This is a genomic window from Streptomyces sp. NBC_01408, from assembly GCF_026340255.1.
GTDB lineage: Bacteria > Actinomycetota > Actinomycetes > Streptomycetales > Streptomycetaceae > Streptomyces.
The window spans coordinates 2240992-2259007 of the sequence record NZ_JAPEPJ010000001.1 but is presented as its reverse complement, the minus strand read 5'-3'; the positions used below and the strand labels follow the sequence as shown (position 1 = coordinate 2259007).

Genomic DNA, 18016 nt, shown 5'->3' with positions numbered 1-18016 from the left:
GTCAGACCGCCGAGGGCTCGGCCGCGGCGGGCTCTTCGGTACGGCGGCGGCGCACCACCCAGAAGACTCCGGAGCCGACGGCCACGGTCGCGCCGACGCCGATGACGCCCGCGAGGCCGACGGAGAGGCTCTCGTTCGCGACGTCCTTGATCGCGTAGTCGGCGAGCGGCGAGTCGGCGGTGGCGTGCGTGTACTCGTCGGCCTTGGCGTCGATGCCCTGGTCGGCGGCGACCTTCTCCAGGCCGTCGGGGCTGCCCGAGGCGAAGGAGGAGACGATCCCGGCGAGGGCGAGGGCGGCGATCAGGCCGGTGGCCCAGACCTTGCCGGTGGACCGGGCAGCGACCGGCTCAGGGGCGGTGGCGGGGGCGTCGACGAGCTCTCCGCCGACGCGCAGCTTCAGCGGCGCGGTCAGCCCGCGGGCCCCGTGGACGAGGTCGGGCCGGACGGCGATCACGGCGCCCACGGTGGCGGCGGTGATGGCGGCCTCGCCGATACCGATGAGCACGTGCACGCCGACCATGGCCGTGAGCACCTTGCCGGTGGCCACGTCGGTGGTCCCGCCGACGGCGTAGAGGAGGGTGAAGGCGGTGGCCGAGGCCGGTACCGAGATCAGGGCTCCGGCGAAGGCGGCGCCGGTCACGGAGCGGCGGGTGCGCGGCAGCACCTTGAGCAGCCCGCGGAAGAGGGCGTAGGCCACGACCACGGTGACGACGCCCATGACGGTGATGTTGACGCCGAGGGCGGTCAGGCCGCCGTCGGCGAAGAGGATGCCCTGCATGAGGAGGACCACGGACACGCACAGCACACCCGTGTAGGGGCCGACGAGTATGGCGGCGAGCGCCCCGCCGAGCAGGTGGCCGCTGGTGCCGGCGGCGACCGGGAAGTTCAGCATCTGGACGGCGAAGATGAAGGCGGCGACGAGGCCGGCGAGCGGCGCGGTGCGCTCGTCCAGCTCCCGGCGGGCGCCGCGGAGGCTGACGGCCACCGCGGCGGCGGCCGCCACTCCGGCGGCCACCGAGACGGGTGCGTTGATGAATCCGTCGGGCACGTGCATGGAGTGGCTCCGCTTCTTATGCAGTCTTTAGCCGTTCAAGAATAGTGCCCACTTGCAAACCGTTGGCAAGAGCGCTCACGTCACAAATAGAGCCGCGCGGTTTCGTCGGAATGTGCGAGGCTGGACGGACAAACGGAGTCAAAGGTTCCGATTTCGAGGAGTCGTGTCGATGTCAGCGACCGCCGAGAATCCCCCTGCCACCCGGACCGCCACCGCGACGGTCGCTCTCATCGAGGAACGCGTGAGCGCGCGCGTGATCACCGACGACCCGCTCTACCGGAAGATTCCGGTCGTCCTTCGCTTCGTCCCCGCCGAGCCGCTGGCCGTACGGATCGTCTTCCCCGCCGACCTGTCCCCCGAGGGCACCGACAACGAGTGGGTCTTCCCCCTCGCCCTGCTGGAGGCGGGCCTGCTGGCCCCGACCGGCACCGGGGACGTCCGCGTCTGGCCGTGCGGCCGCGTGCAGGCGGTCGTCGAGTTCCACTCCCCTGACGGGGTCGCCGTGATCCAGTTCGACATCGCCGCCCTGCGCCGCTTCCTGCGCCGTACGTACGCCCCCGCCGCCACCCGATAGGCGCAACGACCCCGGCCCCGTACCACCTGAGGATCAGGCGGTACGGGGCCGGGGTCGTCAGCCGTACGGAGCAAGGTCAGGCGTTGACCAGCTCGCGGTCCTTGTCCGGGCCGTCGGAGGAGCCGGTGCCGTCCTCGAGGTGGCGGCGCAGGCTCTCGCCCTCCACGTCCACGTTCGGCAGCAGCCGGTCCAGCCACTTCGGCAGCCACCAGGCCTTGTGCCCGAGGAGCGCGAGCACCGCCGGGACGATGGCCATGCGGACCACGAAGGCGTCGAAGAAGACGGCGACGGCCAGACCGAAGCCGATCATCTTGACCATCTGGTCACTGGCTCCCATGAAGCCCCCGAACACCGCGATCATGATGACGGCGGCGGCCACGACCACCCGTGCGCTGTACTGGAAGCCGGTCACGACGGCCTGGCCCGGGCGCTCGCCGTGGACGTACGCCTCCCGCATCCGGGTGACGAGGAAGACCTCGTAGTCCATGGCCAGACCGAAGACCACGCCCACCATGAAGATCGGCATCATGGACATGATCGGGCCGGTCTGCTCCACCCCGAAGACCGAGCCGAGCCAGCCCCACTGGAAGACCGCGACGACCGCGCCGAGGGCGGCGACTACCGAGAGCAGGAAGCCGAGGGCCGCCTTGAGCGGGACCAGGATCGAGCGGAACACCAGCATCAGCAGCAGGAAGGCGAGGCCGACCACGAGCGCCAGGTAGGGCAGCAGCGCGTCGTTCATCTTCTGCGAGAAGTCGATGTTCATCGCGGTGGCGCCGGTGACCATGACGTCGCCCCCGCTGCCGTCGCGGATCGTGTGGACCAGGTCCTCGGTCTGGGCGGAGGACGGGCGGTCCTTCGGGATGACGCTGATCATCGCGGCGTCGCCGGCCTCGTTGGGCATGGGCGGCATGACCGCGGCCACGCCGTCCAGGCCCTTGATCCGGTCGACCGTCCGGTCGGCCAGGGCCTTGTCCCCGTCCACGACCACCATCAGCGGGCCGTTGAAGCCGGGGCCGAAGCCGTCGGACAGCATGTCGTACGCCTGGCGCTGGGTGGTGGAGACCGGCTGGGCGCCGTCGTCCGGCAGGCCCATCTCCAGCTTGCTCGCCGGGATGGCGATGACGCCGAGGCCGATCACACCGGCCAGCAGGACCATGACCGGGCGGCGCAGGACGAAGCGGGCCCAGCGGGTGCCGCCGTTGGCCTTCTGCTCCGTACCGGCCGTCTCGCCCTTGCCCTTGCCCTTGCCCTTGCCGAACAGCTTGCTCTTCTCGCCGGCCGGCAGGACCTTCCTGCCCGCGAAGCCGAGGATGGCCGGGACCAGCGTGAGGGCGACCAGGACCGCGATGACCACGGTTCCGGCGGCTGCGACGCCCATCTTGGTCAGCATCGGGATGTTGACGACGGCCAGGCCCACGAGGGCGATGACCACGGTCAGACCCGCGAACACGACGGCGGAGCCGGCGGTTCCGGCGGCCCGGCCCGCAGCCTCCTCCCGTTCGCGGCCCTCGGCGAGCTCCGCGCGGTAGCGGGAGACGATGAAGAGGGCGTAGTCGATGCCGACCGCGAGGCCGATCATCGTCGCGAGGGTGGCGGTGGTGTTGCCGAGGTCCAGCACGTTGGCGAGCGCGGTGATGGAGGAGACGCCGATGCCCACGCCGATCACGGCGGTCAGCAGCGGCAGACCGGCCGCGATCAGCGAACCGAAGGTGATGACGAGGACGATCGCGGCGACCAGGATGCCGATGATCTCGCCGGAGCCGGTCTCGGGGGCCGCCATCAGCGCGTCGCCGCCGATCTCGACGGTCAGCCCCTGGGCCTGGGCCTCCTTGCCGGAGTCCTTCAGCGCCTCGCGGGTCTGGTCGGTCAGCTCCATGCCGCTGACCTTGTACTTGGTGCTGATGAAGGCGGTGGAGCCGTCCTGGCTCACGGCCTGCGCCTGGTACGGGTCGGCGACCGAGGAGATCTGGTCCTTGCCCGGCCCGGACTTCAGGTCTTCGACGATCTTCTCGACCTGGGTCTTGGTGCCCGGGTCGGTGACCTTGGCCCCGGCCGGGGCCTTGATGACGATGCGGGCGGTGGCGCCGTCGGCGGCCATCCCCGGGAACTTCTTGTCCAGCAGGTCGAAGGCCTTCTGGGCCTCCGTGCCGGGTATCGAGAACGAGCCGGAGGTGGGGGCGGACGCCGATGCCGCGCCGAAGCCGGCGACGAACAGCAGCGCCACCCAGATGAGGGCGACGAGGCGGCGGCGCCGGAAGGCGCCTCTGCCGAGGCGGTAGAGGAAGGTGGCCACGTCGGTGGTTCTCCCGTTCAGGTCGTGGGATGGATCCGGTGCGGATCAGGGCGTGGAAAGCCGGCCCGACGACGAGAGCGGCGTGTCAGGAGCAGCAGGAACGAAATATGGGGACGGGCGGATCAGACGCCGAGGGCGGGGAAGACCACGGCGTCGATGAAGTCACCGAGGAAGGTCCGGTCCACCGGACGGTCCTCGATCAGCGGGAGCGCGATGAACGCCCCGATGAGCATGTGCGGCACGAAGTCCAGGGCCGGACAGTCCGGGGCGATCTCACCCCGGTCCACCGCACGTTGGAGCATCACCTGCAAACCGGTGATCTCCGGGTCGACCAGCAGGTCCCGCAGCGCCTTGTGGAGCTCCGGGCTCTCGTGGACCGCGTGGGCCAGACCCCGCATCAGCGCGGTGTCCTTGGCCATCTGGGCGTCGTCGGAGTGCTCCACCATGCGCGCGAAGTCCCCGCGCAGGCTGCCCGTGTCGATCTCCCGCAGCGAGACCGGCTGCGTGCATCGCAGGGCTTTGGCGACCAGCTCCGGCTTGCTCCCCCACTGGCGGTAGAGGGTGGCCTTGCTGGACTTCGTACGGGCGGCGATCGCGTCCATGGTCAACGCCTCGTAGCCGACGTCACGCAGGAGGTCGAGGACCGCCTCGTGCAGTTCGGCCTGCCGTTCGGGGGTGATCCGGCTGCGCCGAGCCGCCATCGCTTCGGTCATCGCCGCTCCTCCCGTCCGAACGCGCTTCTTATCGAAACGAATGTGTTCCGTACCCCTATGACGATACCCCCGCGCCCAACGAAACGAAACCGTTCCGTTTCGCTTCGGACCGTGGCATGGATCACCTGTACGAGTTGCCAGGCCCCTCCCGCGCGGAAAGCATTGGGGGGTGAGTCACGACGTCGCGTACCTCCGGTTCCCGCACCTGCACGACGACCTTCTGTGTTTCGCCACCGAGGACGACCTGTGGGTCGCCCCGCTGGTCCCCGACGGACAGACACCCGGCCGGGCCTGGCGGATCACCGTCGACCGGACCCGGGTCAGCCACCCGCGCTTCTCCCCCGACGGCCGGCACATCGCCTTCACCACTTGGCGCAGCCTCGACCCCGAAATCCACCTGGCCCCCGTCGACGGCGGCCCGGCCCGCCAGCTCAGCCACTGGGGCGCCACCGACACCCGCGTCTGCGGCTGGACCCCGCCCGACGAGCACGGCCACAGCGACATCCTCGCCGTCTCCTCGCACAGCCAGCCCTTCTCCTACTTCGCCTGGGCCTACAGCCTCCCCACCGACGGCAGCCCCGGCGGACGCCTGCCCTGGGGGCCGGTCTCCGACATCCAGGTGCACGCCGGGGACGACGGCGAGCGGCGCACCCTGCTGCTCACCGGCAAGCCCCCGCACGAGCCCGCCGCCTGGAAGCGCTACCGCGGCGGCGCCACCGGCCGGCTGTGGCTGCACGGCAAGCGGCTGCTGGAGGACATCGAGGGGCACCTCGACGCCCCGATGTTCGTGGACGGGAGGATCGCGTTCCTCTCCGACCACGAGGGCATCGGCAATCTGTACTCCTGCCTGCCCGACGGCACCGATCTGCGCCGGCACACCGACCACGACGAGTTCTACGCCCGGCACGCCTCCACCGACGGCTCCCGGATCGTCTACCAGTGCGCCGGGGACATCTGGCTCGTGGACTCGCTGGCCCCTGGCGCCGCCCCGCGCAAGCTCCAGGTCCGGCTGGGCGGACCGCGCGCGGGCCGGCGTACGTACCAGGTGCCGGCCGCCAGCCACGTCGACTCGCTGTCCGTCGACACCACCGGGCGGGCCAGCGCGGTCGTGGTCCGCGGCAGCCTGTACTGGCTGACCCACCGCGACGGGCCGGCCCGGACCATCGCCGACACCCCGGGCGTACGCGTGCGGCTGCCCGAGATGCTCGGCAGCGGCGGGCAGGTCGCCTACGTCACCGACGCCGAGGGCGAGGACGCGATCGAGATCGCCTACCTCCCGCGGGCCTCCGGGGAACGGGAGCCGCGCCGGCTGGCCTCGGGCGAGCTGGGGCGCGTGACCGAGCTGCTCTCGGACCCCGACGGGGAGCGGCTCGCCATCGCCTCCAACGACGGGCGGCTGCTGCTCGTCACTGTGTCCGAAAAAGCGGCTGCCGCCGCGGGTACCGAGGAGTCCGACGGCGCGGTCACCGAGCTGATCCGGTCCATCAACGGACCCGTCACCGACCTGGCCTTCTCCCCCGACGGGGCCTGGCTGACCTGGTCGCATCCGGGCATCGGGCGTTCGCTGCGGCAGATCAAGATGGCCCGGATCTCCGGCCCCGGCGGACGCACGGTCATCGACGTCACCAACGGCCGCTTCGAGGACGAGAGCCCGGTCTTCACCCGGGACGGGCGCTACCTCGCCTTCCTGTCGTGGCGCGGTTTCGACCCGGTGTACGACGTGCACACCGGCGACCTGTCCTTCCCGCTGGGCTGCCGCCCGTACCTGGTGCCGCTGTCCTCGGCGACGCCCTCCCCCTTCGCGCTGTCAGCCGAGGGGCGGCCCGCGGCGGGCGGACTCGACCCGGTGGAAGGGGACTCGGGCGACACCGGCGAAGGCGGCGCCGTGACCGTGGAGGTGGAGGGGCTGGAGAGCCGGGTCACCCCCTTCCCGGTGACCGCGTCCAAGTACTCGGCCCTGCACCCGGTGCACGGCGGCGGGCTGGTGTGGCTGCGCTGGCCGATCTCGGGCGCGCTCGGCGAGACGTTCGCCAACCCGAACGACATCAGCGGCAAGCCCACGCTGGAGCACTTCGACCTCACCAAGGCCCGCAAGACGGAACTGGCCTCGGGGCTGGACTGGTTCGCAGCCAGCGGTGACGGCACCCGGCTCGTGATCAACGACGACGGCGACCTGCGGGCGGTCCCGGCGAACGAGTCGGGCGACAGCGACTCGACGGTCTACCTGGACCTGCGGCGCATCCTGCACGAGGTGGACCCGGCGGCCGAGTGGCGCCAGGCCTTCGAGGAGGCCGGGCGGATCATCCGCGCGTACTTCTGGGAGCCGAAGATGTGCGGCATCGACTGGGACGGGGTGCTGCGCCAGTACCGTCCCCTGGTCGAACGGGTCGCCTCCCCCGACGAGTTCGCCGACCTGATGCGCGAGGTCCTCGGCGAGCTCGGCACCTCGCACGCCTACGTCTCCCCCGCACGCCGCAACGAAGGCCCCCCGCACTACCAGCGGGCGATCGGCCTGCTCGGCGCCAACCTGTACCCCAAGGACGGGACGTGGGTGGTCGGCCGGATCCTGCCCGGCGAGTCCTCGGACTCCAAGGCCCGCTCCCCGCTGGCCGGCACCGGCATCCGGGACGGCGCGGTGCTCACCCACGTGGACGGGCGGCCGGTGGACCCGGTGGCCGGGCCCTATCCGCTGCTGTCGGCGGCGGGCGGGACCACGGTGGAGCTGACCTTCCAGCCCCCGGAGGGCGAGGGCCGGCCCCGCCGGGTCGCCATCGTGCCGCTGATCGACGAGCGGCCGCTGCGCTACCAGGACTGGGTGTCCAAACGGCGCGAGGTGGTGCGGGAGATCAGCGGCGGCCGGTGCGGCTACCTCCACATCCCCGACATGGGCGGCTCGGGCTGGGCACAGTTCAACCGCGACCTGCGCATGGAGATGTCGCGCCCCGCGCTGCTCGTGGACGTACGCGGCAACGCGGGCGGCCACATCAGCGAGCTGGTGGTGGAGAAGCTGACCCGCTCCATCCTCGGCTGGGACCTCACGCGGGGCGCCCAGCCGGTGTCGTACGCCTCCAACGCGCCCCGCGGTCCGATCGTGGCGCTGGCCGACGAGGCGACCTCCTCGGACGGTGACATGATCACCGCGGCCTTCAAGCTGCTGGGCCTGGGTCCGGTGGTGGGCCAGCGGACCTGGGGCGGAGTGGTCGGTATGACCGGCCGGCACACCCTCGGCGACGGCACGGTGATCACGGTGCCGATGAACGCCGCCTGGTTCCCGGAGTACGGCTGGTCGGTGGAGAACCACGGCGTGGAACCGGACTTCGCGGTCCTGCGCACCCCCCTCGACTGGGCGGAGGGGCGGTACCCGGGGCTGGACGATGCCGTGCACCTGGCGCTGGAGCTGCTGGAACAGGACCCGGCCGCGATTCCGCCCGGCTACACGGACGTACCGGACCTGCGCCGTCCGAAGCTGCCGCCGAGGCCTTAGCGGGACGCGGGCGCGCGGAAACGCAGACGCACGGAAGGGCCCGGTCCGCGGCAGGTGCGGACCGGGCCCCTCCCGGCGAACTCGGGTGCGACTGCGGACCCGGTCAGTCCTCGAAGCCGTTGTCGAAGGCGTCACGGGCCTTGTCGGCCCGCGCCCCCGTGTCCCGCTCGGCCTGCGAGGAACGCTCGGGGGCCTCGTCCCGTGCGCCCTGCGCCTTGGCCTCGGCCTGCTCGGCGAGCTGCTTCGCCTTGTCCTGGAACTGGTCCTTGAGACCCATGCTGTTCCTCCTGGAAGGGTGTCGGGGCTTGGCCCCGACCAGCCTGGCACGCAGCGACATTCCCCGCATTTCGGCTAGACGCGCCGGGTCCGCTCCTGCTCGTCGGCGGCCCCGCCGGCCCCCACAAGTCCCTTGGAGACACTGCCGAGTCGGGGCTCGAACCGCTTCATCTCGCGCTGTCCGACCGCCCCGATGATCCCCGGCAGGTACCCGCGTACGCCCTGCATCCCGCGCAGCCACCACTGCGCGTACACGTGCGCCGAGCGCCGCTCGATGCCCGCCACGATCCGGTCGACCGCGGGACCCAGCGGGTACGTGCGGTTCGCCGGCCATGGCAGCCGCTGGCGCAGCTCGCGCATGACGTCGTTCTCGTCGGCGCCGCGCACCATGTCGGTGTCGGTCCAGGAGAGGTAGCCGACGCCGACCTTGACCCCCTTGTGGCCGACCTCGGCGCGCAGGCAGTGGGCGAAGGCCTCGACTCCCGACTTGGAGGCGCAGTACGCGGTCATCATCGGCGCCGGGGTGATCGCGGCGAGCGAGGCGATCTGGAGGAAGTAGCCGCGGCTCTCCGTCAGGACGGGCAGGAAGGCCCGTCCCGTCACGGCCCCGCCGATCAGGTTGACCTCGATGACCCGGCGCCAGGCGTCGGGGTCGGAGTCGGCGAACGGCCCGCCGGAGGCCACGCCCGCGTTGGCGACGACTATGTCGACCTTGCCGAACCGCTCCTTGACCTCCTGCGCGACCCGGGCCATGGCCTCGTGGTCGGTGACGTCGGCGTACCAGTGGTCGCTGTCGGTGTGCAGCCGCTCGGAGACCTCCTTGAGGGCCTCCGGCTCCAGACCGACGAGCGCGACCTTCGCGCCCCGCGCGGAGAGCTTGCGGGCGAGCAGCTCGCCCACCCCGCGGGCGGCTCCGGTGACGACGGCGACCTGGCCTTCCAGACTCCTGCGCGTGCTCACGGCGTCTTCTCCTTCTCGTCGGCGGGGAGGTACAGCGCGGTCAGCTCGCGCACCGCGTTCGTGACGGCCTCGGGGGCCTCGATGGGCGTCATGTGCCCCGTGCCGGTGAGCTCGGTGAGTCCTACGCAGTTCGGCAGGGCGGCGGCGATCCCCCGGGCGTGCACCACGGGGGTGAGCCGGTCGTCCTTGCCGCCGATGACGGCGGTGGGCACGAGGAGCCGGGCCAGTTCCGCGTCGAGGTCCAGCCCGGCCAGCACCTGGGACCACGCGTGGCGGACCCCGGTGGGGCAGGCGTGCACGATACGGGCGCAGGCCTCGACCTTGTCCGGCGCGGAGCCGGCGCCCATGGTGGCGTACCTGAGCACCTTCCGCGCGATCGGCGTGACCGGTCCGAGCGGGGCGCGGGAGCCGAGTACCGCGCCGGTGACACGGGTCCGCAGCCGCCCGGCGCGCAACGGCAGGACCAGGGCCTCCTCGACGAGCCGGGCGCTGCCGGTGCTGCACAGCAGGGCGGCCGCGGTGTGCTCGGCGAACTCCGGCCGCCCGGCGGCGGCCATGATCGTCATCCCGCCCATGGAGTGCCCGGCGACGACGGCCCGCTCCCCGGGGGCGAGGGCGGCGCCGAGGACGGCCACCAGGTCGTCGGCGAGGGCGGTGGTGGTGTGCGTACGGGAGACGGGGCTGCGCCCGTGGCCGCGCTGGTCGTAGGCGATGACCCGGTGGTCCTTCGCCAGGTCCCGTATCTGCGCGGCCCAGAACGCGGTGGAGCAGGTCCAGCCGTGCGCGAGCACCACGGCCGGCGCCCCCTCCTCGCCGTGCACCTCGGCGTGCAGCCGGGCCCCGTCGGCGGAGACGGCGACGAGCTCCCGCCGCGCGGCGGGCGGGGCGTACCGCCCGGAGGCGACGTGCATCAGTCGGCTCACGCGGCACCCTCCGCCTGGGCGGCGGGCCGCACATCTCCAGCCCCGCCGGCGGCCGATCCAGCCCCGCCGGCGTTTGAGGCGCGGGGGTCCGGGGGCAGAGCCCCCGGCAACGGCGCCGCGGCGGCCACCGGGATCCGCTCGGGCTCGCGGACCCGTACGACCTCGTACTCCGCCAGATCGACGCTCCGCGTCTCCCGGCGGAACTCGCCCGTCGTGCCCGGCCACACCGTCGTGTTGCGCCCCTGCGCGTCCAGGTACCAGCTGGTGCAGCCGCCGGTGTTCCACACCGTCCGCTCCATCCGGGCCTGCACCTGCCGGTTCCACTGGTTCACGGCGGACGGCCTGGCGGAGAGCGCGGCCCGCCCGCCCAGGACGCCCAGCTGCCGCAGGTAGTCCGCCATGTAGTTGAGCTGCGACTCGATCATCAGGATCATCGAGCTGTTCCCGAGCCCGGTGTTCGGCCCGATGATCGTCATCCAGTTGGGGAAGCCCGCCGCGGTGGCCCCGCGCAGCGACTTCATCCCGTCCTTCCACTCGTCGGCGAGGGTCTTGCCCTCCGCGCCCACCACCCGGTCGGCGATCGGCATGTCCGTGACGTGGAAGCCGGTGCCGAAGATGATCGCGTCGGCCTCGGTCTCGGTCCCGTCCGCGGCGACCAGGACCGAGCCCCGGATCTCCTTGAGCCCGGAGGCGACCAGGTCCACGTCGGGCCGGGCCAGCGCCGGGTAGTACTCGCTGGAGAGCAGGATCCGCTTGCAGCCGATCCGGTAGGACGGCGTCAGCTTGGCGCGCAGCGCCGGGTCCTTGATCGAGCGCGCCATATTGGCCTTGGCCAGCGACTCGATGAGCCCGAGCTGGTTCGGCCGCTTGGTGAAGGCGCTGACCTGGAGCTCGCGGATCCCCCACAGCAGCCCGCGCCGCGCCGCCCGGGTGAAGGGCAGCTGGCGGTGGAGCCAGCGCTCCACGGCGGAGATGGCCCGGTCGGTGCGCGGCATCACCCACGGCGGGGTCCGCTGGAAGAGCGTGAGGTGCTCCACCTCGGGTGCGATGGCGGGCACGATCTGGATGGCGGAGGCACCGGTGCCGATCATGGCGACGCGCTTGCCGGACAAGTCGTAGTCGTGGTCCCAGCGCGCCGAGTGGAAGACCTTGCCGGGGAACTGGGCGAGGCCGGGGATCTCGGGCATCTTCGGGTCGGACAGCGGCCCGGTCGCCGAGACCACCACGTCGGCGGTCAGCTCACCGGAGGAGGTCTCGATGTCCCACCGCAGCTCCTCGGCGTCCCAGCGCATCATCCGCACGTCCGAGTTCAGCCGGAGGTGCGGACGCAGCCCGAAGGTGTCGGCGACGTGCTCCAGGTACGCCCGGATGTGCGACTGCCCCGAGAAGGTCCGGGGCCAGTCGGGGTTGGGCGCGAAGGAGAAGGAGTACAGGTGCGACGGGACGTCGCAGGCGCACCCGGGATAGCTGTTGTCGCGCCAGGTCCCGCCGACCGAGTCGGCCCGCTCCAGGACGACGAAGTCGGTGATCCCCTCCCGCCGCAGCCGCACGGCGGCCCCGAGCCCGCCGAATCCCGACCCGATCACTGCCACTCGTACGTGCTCGCGCCGCTCGCGCTCGTCCTTGCCACCCATGCCCGCCGCCTTCCGCTTCCGCTTGGTCCGCAGTCCCAGCCACGCCACACCACGCCACACCGCGTCACACATACCGCCGAAACACTGCCAGCAATCACTGGCACAATCGGGAGGGTAGAGCAGCCCCGTACCCATGGGTAGGGGTCACGCCCGGAAAGTTACTGCGGGTACGGCTTAGGCTGCGCCCGTGGAAGAGACGGAAGCGAAGACAGTGCGTGAGTACCGTACGGAGGAACTGGCCGAGGCGGCCGGCATCCCGGTGCGCACCCTGCGCTTCTACCGCGAGCGCAAACTGCTCCCGCCGCCCCGCCGCGAGGGCCGCATCGCCTGGTACGACGACCACCACCTGGCCCGGCTGCGCACCATCGCCGCCCTGCTGGAGCGCGGCCACACCCTGGGCGGCATCGCCGAGCTGACCGCCGCCTTCGAGAACGGCCGCGACGTCGGCCAGCTCGGCGAGCTGCTGGGCATCGGCTGGTCGGAGGAGACCCCGGTGCGCCTCACCCCGGAGGCACTGGCCGACTACTTCGAGGGCGAGGTCACCCCGGAGAACCTGGCGGCCTCGCTCGACCTCGGCTACCTGGCCACCGACGGCGACGAGATCGTGCACGTCAGCAGGCGCCTGCTGGACGTCTCCTCGGCCCTGGTCCGCGAGGGCGTCCCGCTCTCGGCCGTGCTGGAGACGGGCCGCCGCGTCCGCGAGCACGCGGACGCGATGGCGGCCCTGTTCACCGAGCTGATCTCGGCCCATCTCCCGGAGGACGCCCTACCGCGCCTGCGCCCGCTGGCCAAGAGCGTGGTCGAGGCCGAGCTGACGATGGCGATGGACCGCCTGCTGGCATCCGGCTCCGGTCACGCACCGAGTTCGTAGACGACCGTCACCGGCGCGTGGTCGGACCACCGCTCCGGGTGCGTCTCGGCCCGCTCGACGAAGGCCTTCACGGCCTTCCCCGCCAGCCCCGGGGTGGCGACCTGGAGGTCGATCCGCCAGCCGGCGTCGTTGTCGAAGGCCCGGCCCCGGTAGGACCACCAGGAGTACGGCCCCTCCGTGTCGGGGTGCAGGGTCCGCACGACGTCGACGTACCCGGCGCCCGCCCCGTCGTAGACCTGGCCGAGCCACTCCCGCTCCTCGGGGAGGAAGCCGGCGTTCTTGCGGTTGGTCTTCCAGTTCTTGAGGTCGGCTTCCTCGTGGCAGATGTTCCAGTCGCCGCAGACCACGACCTCCCGGCCGTCCGCGGCGGCCCGCACCCGCAGCTCGCGCAGGTAGGGCAGGAACTCCGCCATGAACCGGTACTTCTCGTCCTGCTTCTCGGTCCCGGCCTCCCCGGAGGGCAGGTAGAGGCTGGCGACGGTCACACCAGGAAGGTCCGCCTCGATGTACCGGCCGGCGGCGTCGAACTCGTCGCTGCCGAACCCGATCCGCACCGCCTCCGGCGCCCTGCGCGTGTACAGCGCGACCCCGGCCCGGCCCTTCGCGGCGGCCGGAGCGAAGACGGTGTGCCAGCCCTCGGGCTGCCTGACCTCCTCCGGGATCTGCCCTTCCTCGGCCCGTACCTCCTGGAGGCAGACCACGTCGGCGTCGGATCCCTCGAGCCACGCCCCGAAGCCCTTCTTGGCGGCGGCGCGGATCCCATTCACATTCACGGAGGTCACAGTGAGCATCCGAGCACCATAACCGGAGGGTTCCGTACGATGTCTGGATGTCTCACGCGATCCAGCTCCGCCCCGTGCCGTACGACCACCCGGACGCGGCGAAACTCAACGACCAGGTCCAGCTGGAGTACGAGGCGCGGTACGGGGGTGAGGGCGATCTCACCTTCCTCGACCCGTCGATGTTCGCCCCGCCGCGGGGCCTCTACCTGATCGCGTACGACGCCACGGGCGCGCCGGTCGCCACCGGCGGCTGGCGCAGCCAGGACGAGAACGACGAGGGCTACGCGGACGGCGACGCCGAGCTGAAGCGCATGTACGTCATACCCGAGGCGCGCGGCCTCGGCCTGGCCCGCCGGATCCTGGCGGAGCTGGAGCAGGACGCCCGCGCGGCGGGCCGGCTGCGCATGGTCCTGGAGACGGGCGACCAGCAGCCCGAGGCGATAGCCCTCTACTCCTCCACGGGCTACACGGCGGCCCCGAAGTTCGGCTACTACCGCTTCCACGACTCCAGCCGCTGCATGGCAAAGCCGCTCCACTCCCCTTCTTGAAGCACCCGTCGACAGCCGAGCCCAATCCAGCCCCGCCGCACCCTCCAGCCCCGCCGACGGCGATCTTCAGCCCCGCCGGCGTTTGAGGCGCGGGGGCCCGGGGGCGGAGCCCCCGCGGCGGCGCCGCACCCTCCAGCCCCGCCAGGCGATCCCCCGGACGGAGTCGGGGGGAGTTCGAGGCGCAGGATCCGAGGGCGGAGCCCCTGCGGCGGAGCCCCGGCAGCGGGCCCGCAGGGGCCTACCGCGGGAGCCAGCCGGCCCGATCCGTGCCCCACCGTGACGGACCCGCCGCCCAGTCACCGAAGGGGCTCACGGCGTACCGGAGCGCCCCGTACCCCGAGTCCGTGTCCCGGAGCCACGGCTGCGCCGAGTACCCCGGCCCGGCGGACGGGCCCGCCGCCGGAACCTCCCGTACCAGCCACGACGCCGTCCCCGCCAGGGAGCACCGCAGCGCGTACCCGCCCCCGTCCGCCAGGGCCCGCAGCACACCGGCCGCCACCAGGTACCCGGTGCCGTGGTCGAGCGCCTGCGCCGGCAGCACCCCCGGGACGCCGTCCGCGCCCGCACAGCGCGCGGAGATCCCGTAGCCCGCCTGCACCAGCGAGTCGAACCCCCGCCGGTGCGCCCAGGGCCCCTGCCACCCCCACGCGCACAGCTCCGCCACCACCAGCCCGGGCCTGCGCCGCAGCAGGTCCCGCGCCCCGAGCCCGTACCGCTCCAGCGCGCCCGGCCGGTACCCCGTGACCACCACGTCGGCCTCCGCCAGCAGCCCCTCGAACACCGCCCGGTCCTCCGCGCCGCCCAGGTCCAGCAGCGCCGACCGCTTCCCGAAGCCGGTGTCCGCGTACGCGTCGTCCGCCTCCGCCAGCCCGGGCGCATCGATCCGCAGCACGTCCGCCCCGAGCAGCCCGAGGGTCCGCGTGGCCACGGGTCCGGCGATGACCCGGGTCAGGTCCAGTACCCGCACCCCGGCCGCGGGCCGCCCCTCTGGAGCCGGCCCGAGCGCCCGGCCCGGCCCGCCGGAGTCCCGTACGGCCTCCACCAGCGGCTGCGGCTCCCCGTACTCCCCCGCCACCGCGACGGCCAGCCCGCCCTCCCCGTACGCCCGCTCCTGCACCTCCACGGCCGACCACCGGGCCACCGCCTCCCGCAGGCCCTCCGGGGTCGCCGAGCCCAGCCCCAGCGCGCGCACGAGCGCCGCCTCGTGGTGCGGATAGTTGGCGTGCGTCCGCACCCATCCGTCCGCAGTCCGCCAGAACCCGGACAGCGGCGCGAAGTTCACCGGTGCACGCCCCTGCACGCGCAGGTGACGCTCGCTCACGAACGCGGTGGCCACGGCCCCTTCGTCCACCGCGAGCGGGCCTACGCCGTCCACGTCTCCCCCGGCCCGCACCGCGCCCAGCTCCGCCGCCGCCAGGGCGCACGCACCCACCGTCGCCCGCGCCAATTCCCGTACAGGAAGGGGCCCTTCGCCGAGCCCGCCGGCCCCGCCGTACCGCACTCGCCCGACCGCCTCGGCCGCCCCACCGAGGGCCGCCCACGCCTGCGCCGTCGCCTGATCGCTCGCACCGCTGATCGCCATGGACCCATTCTCGGTCCTCCGGACCACTCGACTAAAGTACGGACGCAAATGTGTTCGTATTCGCGTTCGCGCACAGGGGGATCCACGCATGGCCGACGACAAACTGCCCGAACCGGCCCAGTTGCCGTTGACGCCGGATGAGCTCAAACGGCACAACTCCGAGTGGATGGGCGGCGTCACCAAGGCCCCTCCCGCGGACAGCTACCGGGACCCGCTGACGCCGCTCCTGCCGCAGCCCGGCCCGCCCCTCTTCCAGCAGCCCTCGTCGCCCTTCCTCCAGAAACCCCCGTCGCTCGGCTCGCCCTTCGCACCCGCACCCGGCGGCCCGTCCCAGGACCGGCTCAGGATCGAGCCCGCGATCCTCAACAAGGCGGCGGGCCAGGCGGACGAGATCCACACCGCCTTCACCAAGCCGGCGGCCGCGCTGGAGGAGCCCGCCCAGGCGGCGGTCGCCGCGATGGTGGGCTGGGAGTCGGCCAAGAGCATCCGTACGGCGCACACGCAGTGGGAGCGGCAGGCCGGAACCGTCGCGGGCTGGCTGGCGCACATCGCCGAGAGCCTGCGCGCCGGAGCCCGGGACTACAACAAGACCAATGCCGAGATCGAGCAGTCGTTCAACGGCGTGAAGCGCCGCTCGCTGCTGGAGGGGCTCTGATGACGACCTTCTACCAGGAGATCCTGGAAACCGACCTCGGGCCGCTGGAGAAGCTCGTCACCCAGTGGCGCACCACGCACGAGGCCCTCACCAAGCTCCCGAAGCGCGTCCACGACGAGATGCTCACGCCGCTGCGGGACAAGGGCTACTGGGAGGGCGCGGCGGCCCCGTACGCCTGGCGGATGATCGACGACATCGAGCGGCAGATCGAGTCGGCCACCAAGGTCGCCAAGGCGGCGGTCGGTGTCCTTGAAGACGCCCTGGGCGACTTCAAGACGGTGAAGAAGGAACTCCAGGAAGCCGTCAAGCGGATCCAGGCGCAGGGGGTCTTCATCCAGGCCGGCGGCGACGTGGCCACCACCGTGTTCGACGGCCAGTGCAAGGTGATCGCGAAGGACTCCCCGGAGGCGAAGACGATCGAGGGGGCCCAGAAGGAGATCAACGCCATCGTGAAGCGCGGCATCGCCGCCGACCGGAACCTGGCGTACGCGCTGATGTCGGACGTCGGGCTCGGCCAGTGGTTCAACCCGAACCCCCAGCACAGCAACATCGACTCCACGAACAAGATCTCCCACGACGACTACAACGCCTTCAACCTCGCGATGCAGGGCAAGGACCCGTACCCCGGCACACAGAAGGAAGGCGCCTACTCGCTGGGCTGGGACTGGGTCAGCGGAGACGGCCCGCGCAAGCGTGAGTACGCCGACGGCGACAAGATGACGGAGCTCATCAAGTCCAGCGTGAGCATGGACCAACTGCGCGCCGACACGCTCGCCGAGTGGCAGGCCAAGGGGAAGCAGGAGGGCACCGTCAGCTACTCCATCTCCAAGGACGGGAAGCTCGGCGCGCTCGAGAAGCTGCTGTTCACCGACATCCCCGCGATCGTCACCAATGACGAGGACCACCTCGGCGAGGCCTTCATGGGCTCCTACTCCCTCGGCTACAACGTGAAGGGGCAGGACCCGGACGGCTCCCTCGTGGTCGAGTACTCCCTGGAGAACAAGACCAGCAACGAGTCCTTCCTCCACTTCGTCGGCTATTACGACTGGCTGAAGAAGTTCAACCGCGAGGAGGGCGTCTTCTCCACGGTCGAGCAGACGATCACCTGGACCGAGCGCATCCCGGCAGACGGAAAGTAGTAGTCCCGTGCACCACCGATCCCACCGCATCCGCCGCGCCGCGGCAGCCCTCGCCGTCCTCGTCGGCTCACTCACCGCCTGCGGCTCGGACACCTTCGAGCGCTGCGTCCCGGAGGAGTCGACGACGGCGGGTCCCGCCCAGCTCACCGGCACCTACGAGGGTTCCCTCAAGGCCGAGGGCGTCCGCCTCACCCTCACCGCCGACCCCGGCGGGAACCGCGGCGGCACCCTCAGCGCGGAGAACTGGCCCACCGGCAGCTTCCACCGCGCCAAGCTCGGCGAGGCATTCTCCGGCTCGGGCACCTGGGAGGTCGAGTCCGGCCAGTCCCCGAACGGCCGCTCCCTGCTCCGCCTGCACTTCGAGAAGCCGGAACTGTTCCTGCCGGGCGACACCCTGGACAAGCTCTCCATCGGCGTCGACGCCGAGCGGACCTTCGTCTACGACAACTCCGACCCCGACGTCTGCCCGGACTTCCGCCTGAAGCTCCAACGGAACGGCTGACCCCGGATCCGGGCCGCCCCACC

16 protein-coding genes are annotated in these 18016 nt (G+C 72.0%); 7 read left to right on the top strand and 9 right to left on the bottom strand.

Annotated elements, in window-relative coordinates; genetic code table 11:
- Nucleotide 1 precedes the first annotated feature (1 nt).
- A complete protein-coding gene (locus OG447_RS10595) occupies nt 2-1054 on the bottom strand; it encodes an energy-coupling factor ABC transporter permease (protein ID WP_266936232.1) in 1053 nt (350 codons plus the stop codon).
- Between the two features lie 169 nt (nt 1055-1223).
- Between OG447_RS10595 and OG447_RS10590 the strand changes: the two genes are divergently transcribed.
- Nucleotides 1224-1628 (top strand): SsgA family sporulation/cell division regulator, encoded by a 405-nt coding sequence (locus tag OG447_RS10590; protein ID WP_266936231.1) that lies wholly within the window; start codon nt 1224-1226, stop codon nt 1626-1628.
- Between the two features lie 76 nt (nt 1629-1704).
- Here OG447_RS10590 and OG447_RS10585 read toward each other — a convergent pair whose 3' ends face one another.
- Entirely contained in the window at nt 1705-3924 is a 2220-nt protein-coding gene (locus OG447_RS10585) for an MMPL family transporter (protein ID WP_266936230.1), read from the bottom strand.
- Nucleotides 3925-4046: 122 nt separating this feature from the next.
- On the bottom strand, nt 4047-4637 hold the full coding sequence (locus OG447_RS10580) for a TetR/AcrR family transcriptional regulator (RefSeq protein WP_266936229.1): 591 nt from the start codon (nt 4635-4637) through the stop codon (nt 4047-4049).
- Between the two features lie 169 nt (nt 4638-4806).
- Between OG447_RS10580 and OG447_RS10575 the strand changes: the two genes are divergently transcribed.
- Nucleotides 4807-8121, top strand: a complete 3315-nt coding sequence (locus OG447_RS10575; protein ID WP_266936228.1) for a S41 family peptidase — start codon at nt 4807-4809, stop codon at nt 8119-8121.
- 103 nt (nt 8122-8224) lie between these two features.
- Here the strand turns inward: OG447_RS10575 and OG447_RS10570 are convergent, their stop codons facing one another.
- From OG447_RS10570 to OG447_RS10555, 4 genes are all read right to left on the bottom strand, one after another.
- A complete protein-coding gene (locus tag OG447_RS10570) occupies nt 8225-8398 on the bottom strand; it encodes a hypothetical protein (RefSeq protein WP_266936227.1) in 174 nt (57 codons plus the stop codon).
- 74 nt (nt 8399-8472) lie between these two features.
- Nucleotides 8473-9357, bottom strand: a complete 885-nt coding sequence (locus OG447_RS10565) for an SDR family oxidoreductase (protein WP_266936226.1) — start codon at nt 9355-9357, stop codon at nt 8473-8475.
- Nucleotides 9354-10280, bottom strand: coding sequence for an alpha/beta fold hydrolase (locus tag OG447_RS10560; RefSeq protein WP_266936225.1), 927 nt, complete (start codon nt 10278-10280; stop codon nt 9354-9356). Before OG447_RS10560 ends, OG447_RS10565 begins: the two co-directional genes overlap by 4 nt.
- Complete coding sequence (locus OG447_RS10555) at nt 10277-11914, bottom strand: NAD(P)/FAD-dependent oxidoreductase (protein ID WP_266936224.1); 1638 nt, start codon at nt 11912-11914, stop codon at nt 10277-10279. Before OG447_RS10555 ends, OG447_RS10560 begins: the two co-directional genes overlap by 4 nt.
- A 187-nt stretch (nt 11915-12101) precedes the next feature.
- Here OG447_RS10555 and OG447_RS10550 point away from each other — a divergent pair, with 187 nt between their 5' ends.
- Complete coding sequence (locus OG447_RS10550) at nt 12102-12785, top strand: MerR family transcriptional regulator (protein ID WP_266936223.1); 684 nt, start codon at nt 12102-12104, stop codon at nt 12783-12785.
- Here OG447_RS10550 and OG447_RS10545 read toward each other — a convergent pair.
- Nucleotides 12767-13576 carry an exodeoxyribonuclease III gene (locus OG447_RS10545; RefSeq protein ID WP_266936222.1) on the bottom strand — a complete coding sequence of 270 codons (810 nt, stop codon included), beginning with the start codon at nt 13574-13576 and terminating at the stop codon, nt 12767-12769. The genes OG447_RS10550 and OG447_RS10545 overlap by 19 nt on opposite strands.
- 38 nt (nt 13577-13614) lie before the next feature.
- Here OG447_RS10545 and OG447_RS10540 point away from each other — a divergent pair, with 38 nt between their 5' ends.
- Nucleotides 13615-14115 (top strand): GNAT family N-acetyltransferase, encoded by a 501-nt coding sequence (locus OG447_RS10540; protein WP_266936221.1) that lies wholly within the window; start codon nt 13615-13617, stop codon nt 14113-14115.
- 238 nt (nt 14116-14353) lie between these two features.
- Here OG447_RS10540 and OG447_RS10535 read toward each other — a convergent pair whose 3' ends face one another.
- On the bottom strand, nt 14354-15697 hold the full coding sequence (locus tag OG447_RS10535; RefSeq protein ID WP_266936220.1) for a CoA transferase: 1344 nt from the start codon (nt 15695-15697) through the stop codon (nt 14354-14356).
- Between the two features lie 88 nt (nt 15698-15785).
- On the opposite strand from OG447_RS10535, the gene OG447_RS10530 reads away from it, so the two are divergent.
- The 3 genes from OG447_RS10530 to OG447_RS10520 are packed head-to-tail and all read left to right on the top strand — an operon-like array spanning nt 15786 to nt 17993.
- The gene (locus OG447_RS10530) at nt 15786-16352 is read left to right on the top strand and encodes a hypothetical protein (RefSeq protein WP_266936219.1); all 567 of its coding nucleotides are present in this window, start codon (nt 15786-15788) and stop codon (nt 16350-16352) included.
- The gene (locus tag OG447_RS10525) at nt 16352-17491 is read left to right on the top strand and encodes a hypothetical protein (RefSeq protein WP_266936218.1); all 1140 of its coding nucleotides are present in this window, start codon (nt 16352-16354) and stop codon (nt 17489-17491) included. The genes OG447_RS10530 and OG447_RS10525 overlap by 1 nt, the downstream gene beginning before the upstream one ends.
- A gap of 7 nt (nt 17492-17498) precedes the next feature.
- Nucleotides 17499-17993 (top strand): hypothetical protein, encoded by a 495-nt coding sequence (locus tag OG447_RS10520; protein WP_266936217.1) that lies wholly within the window; start codon nt 17499-17501, stop codon nt 17991-17993.
- Nucleotides 17994-18016: the final 23 nt, after the last annotated feature.

What these genes read in the sequence shown, in the direction of transcription:
- OG447_RS10525 (WP_266936218.1), top strand. Translation starts at nt 16,352, where the DNA reads ATGACGACCTTCTACCAGGAGATCCTGGAAACCGACCTCGGGCCGCTG.
- OG447_RS10555 (WP_266936224.1), bottom strand. Translation starts at nt 11,914, where the DNA reads ATGGGTGGCAAGGACGAGCGCGAGCGGCGCGAGCACGTACGAGTGGCA.
- OG447_RS10545 (WP_266936222.1), bottom strand. Translation starts at nt 13,576, where the DNA reads ATGCTCACTGTGACCTCCGTGAATGTGAATGGGATCCGCGCCGCCGCC.
- OG447_RS10570 (WP_266936227.1), bottom strand. Translation starts at nt 8,398, where the DNA reads ATGGGTCTCAAGGACCAGTTCCAGGACAAGGCGAAGCAGCTCGCCGAG.
- OG447_RS10580 (WP_266936229.1), bottom strand. Translation starts at nt 4,637, where the DNA reads ATGACCGAAGCGATGGCGGCTCGGCGCAGCCGGATCACCCCCGAACGG.
- OG447_RS10535 (WP_266936220.1), bottom strand. Translation starts at nt 15,697, where the DNA reads ATGGCGATCAGCGGTGCGAGCGATCAGGCGACGGCGCAGGCGTGGGCG.
- OG447_RS10595 (WP_266936232.1), bottom strand. Translation starts at nt 1,054, where the DNA reads ATGCACGTGCCCGACGGATTCATCAACGCACCCGTCTCGGTGGCCGCC.
- OG447_RS10590 (WP_266936231.1), top strand. Translation starts at nt 1,224, where the DNA reads ATGTCAGCGACCGCCGAGAATCCCCCTGCCACCCGGACCGCCACCGCG.
- OG447_RS10540 (WP_266936221.1), top strand. Translation starts at nt 13,615, where the DNA reads ATGTCTCACGCGATCCAGCTCCGCCCCGTGCCGTACGACCACCCGGAC.
- OG447_RS10530 (WP_266936219.1), top strand. Translation starts at nt 15,786, where the DNA reads ATGGCCGACGACAAACTGCCCGAACCGGCCCAGTTGCCGTTGACGCCG.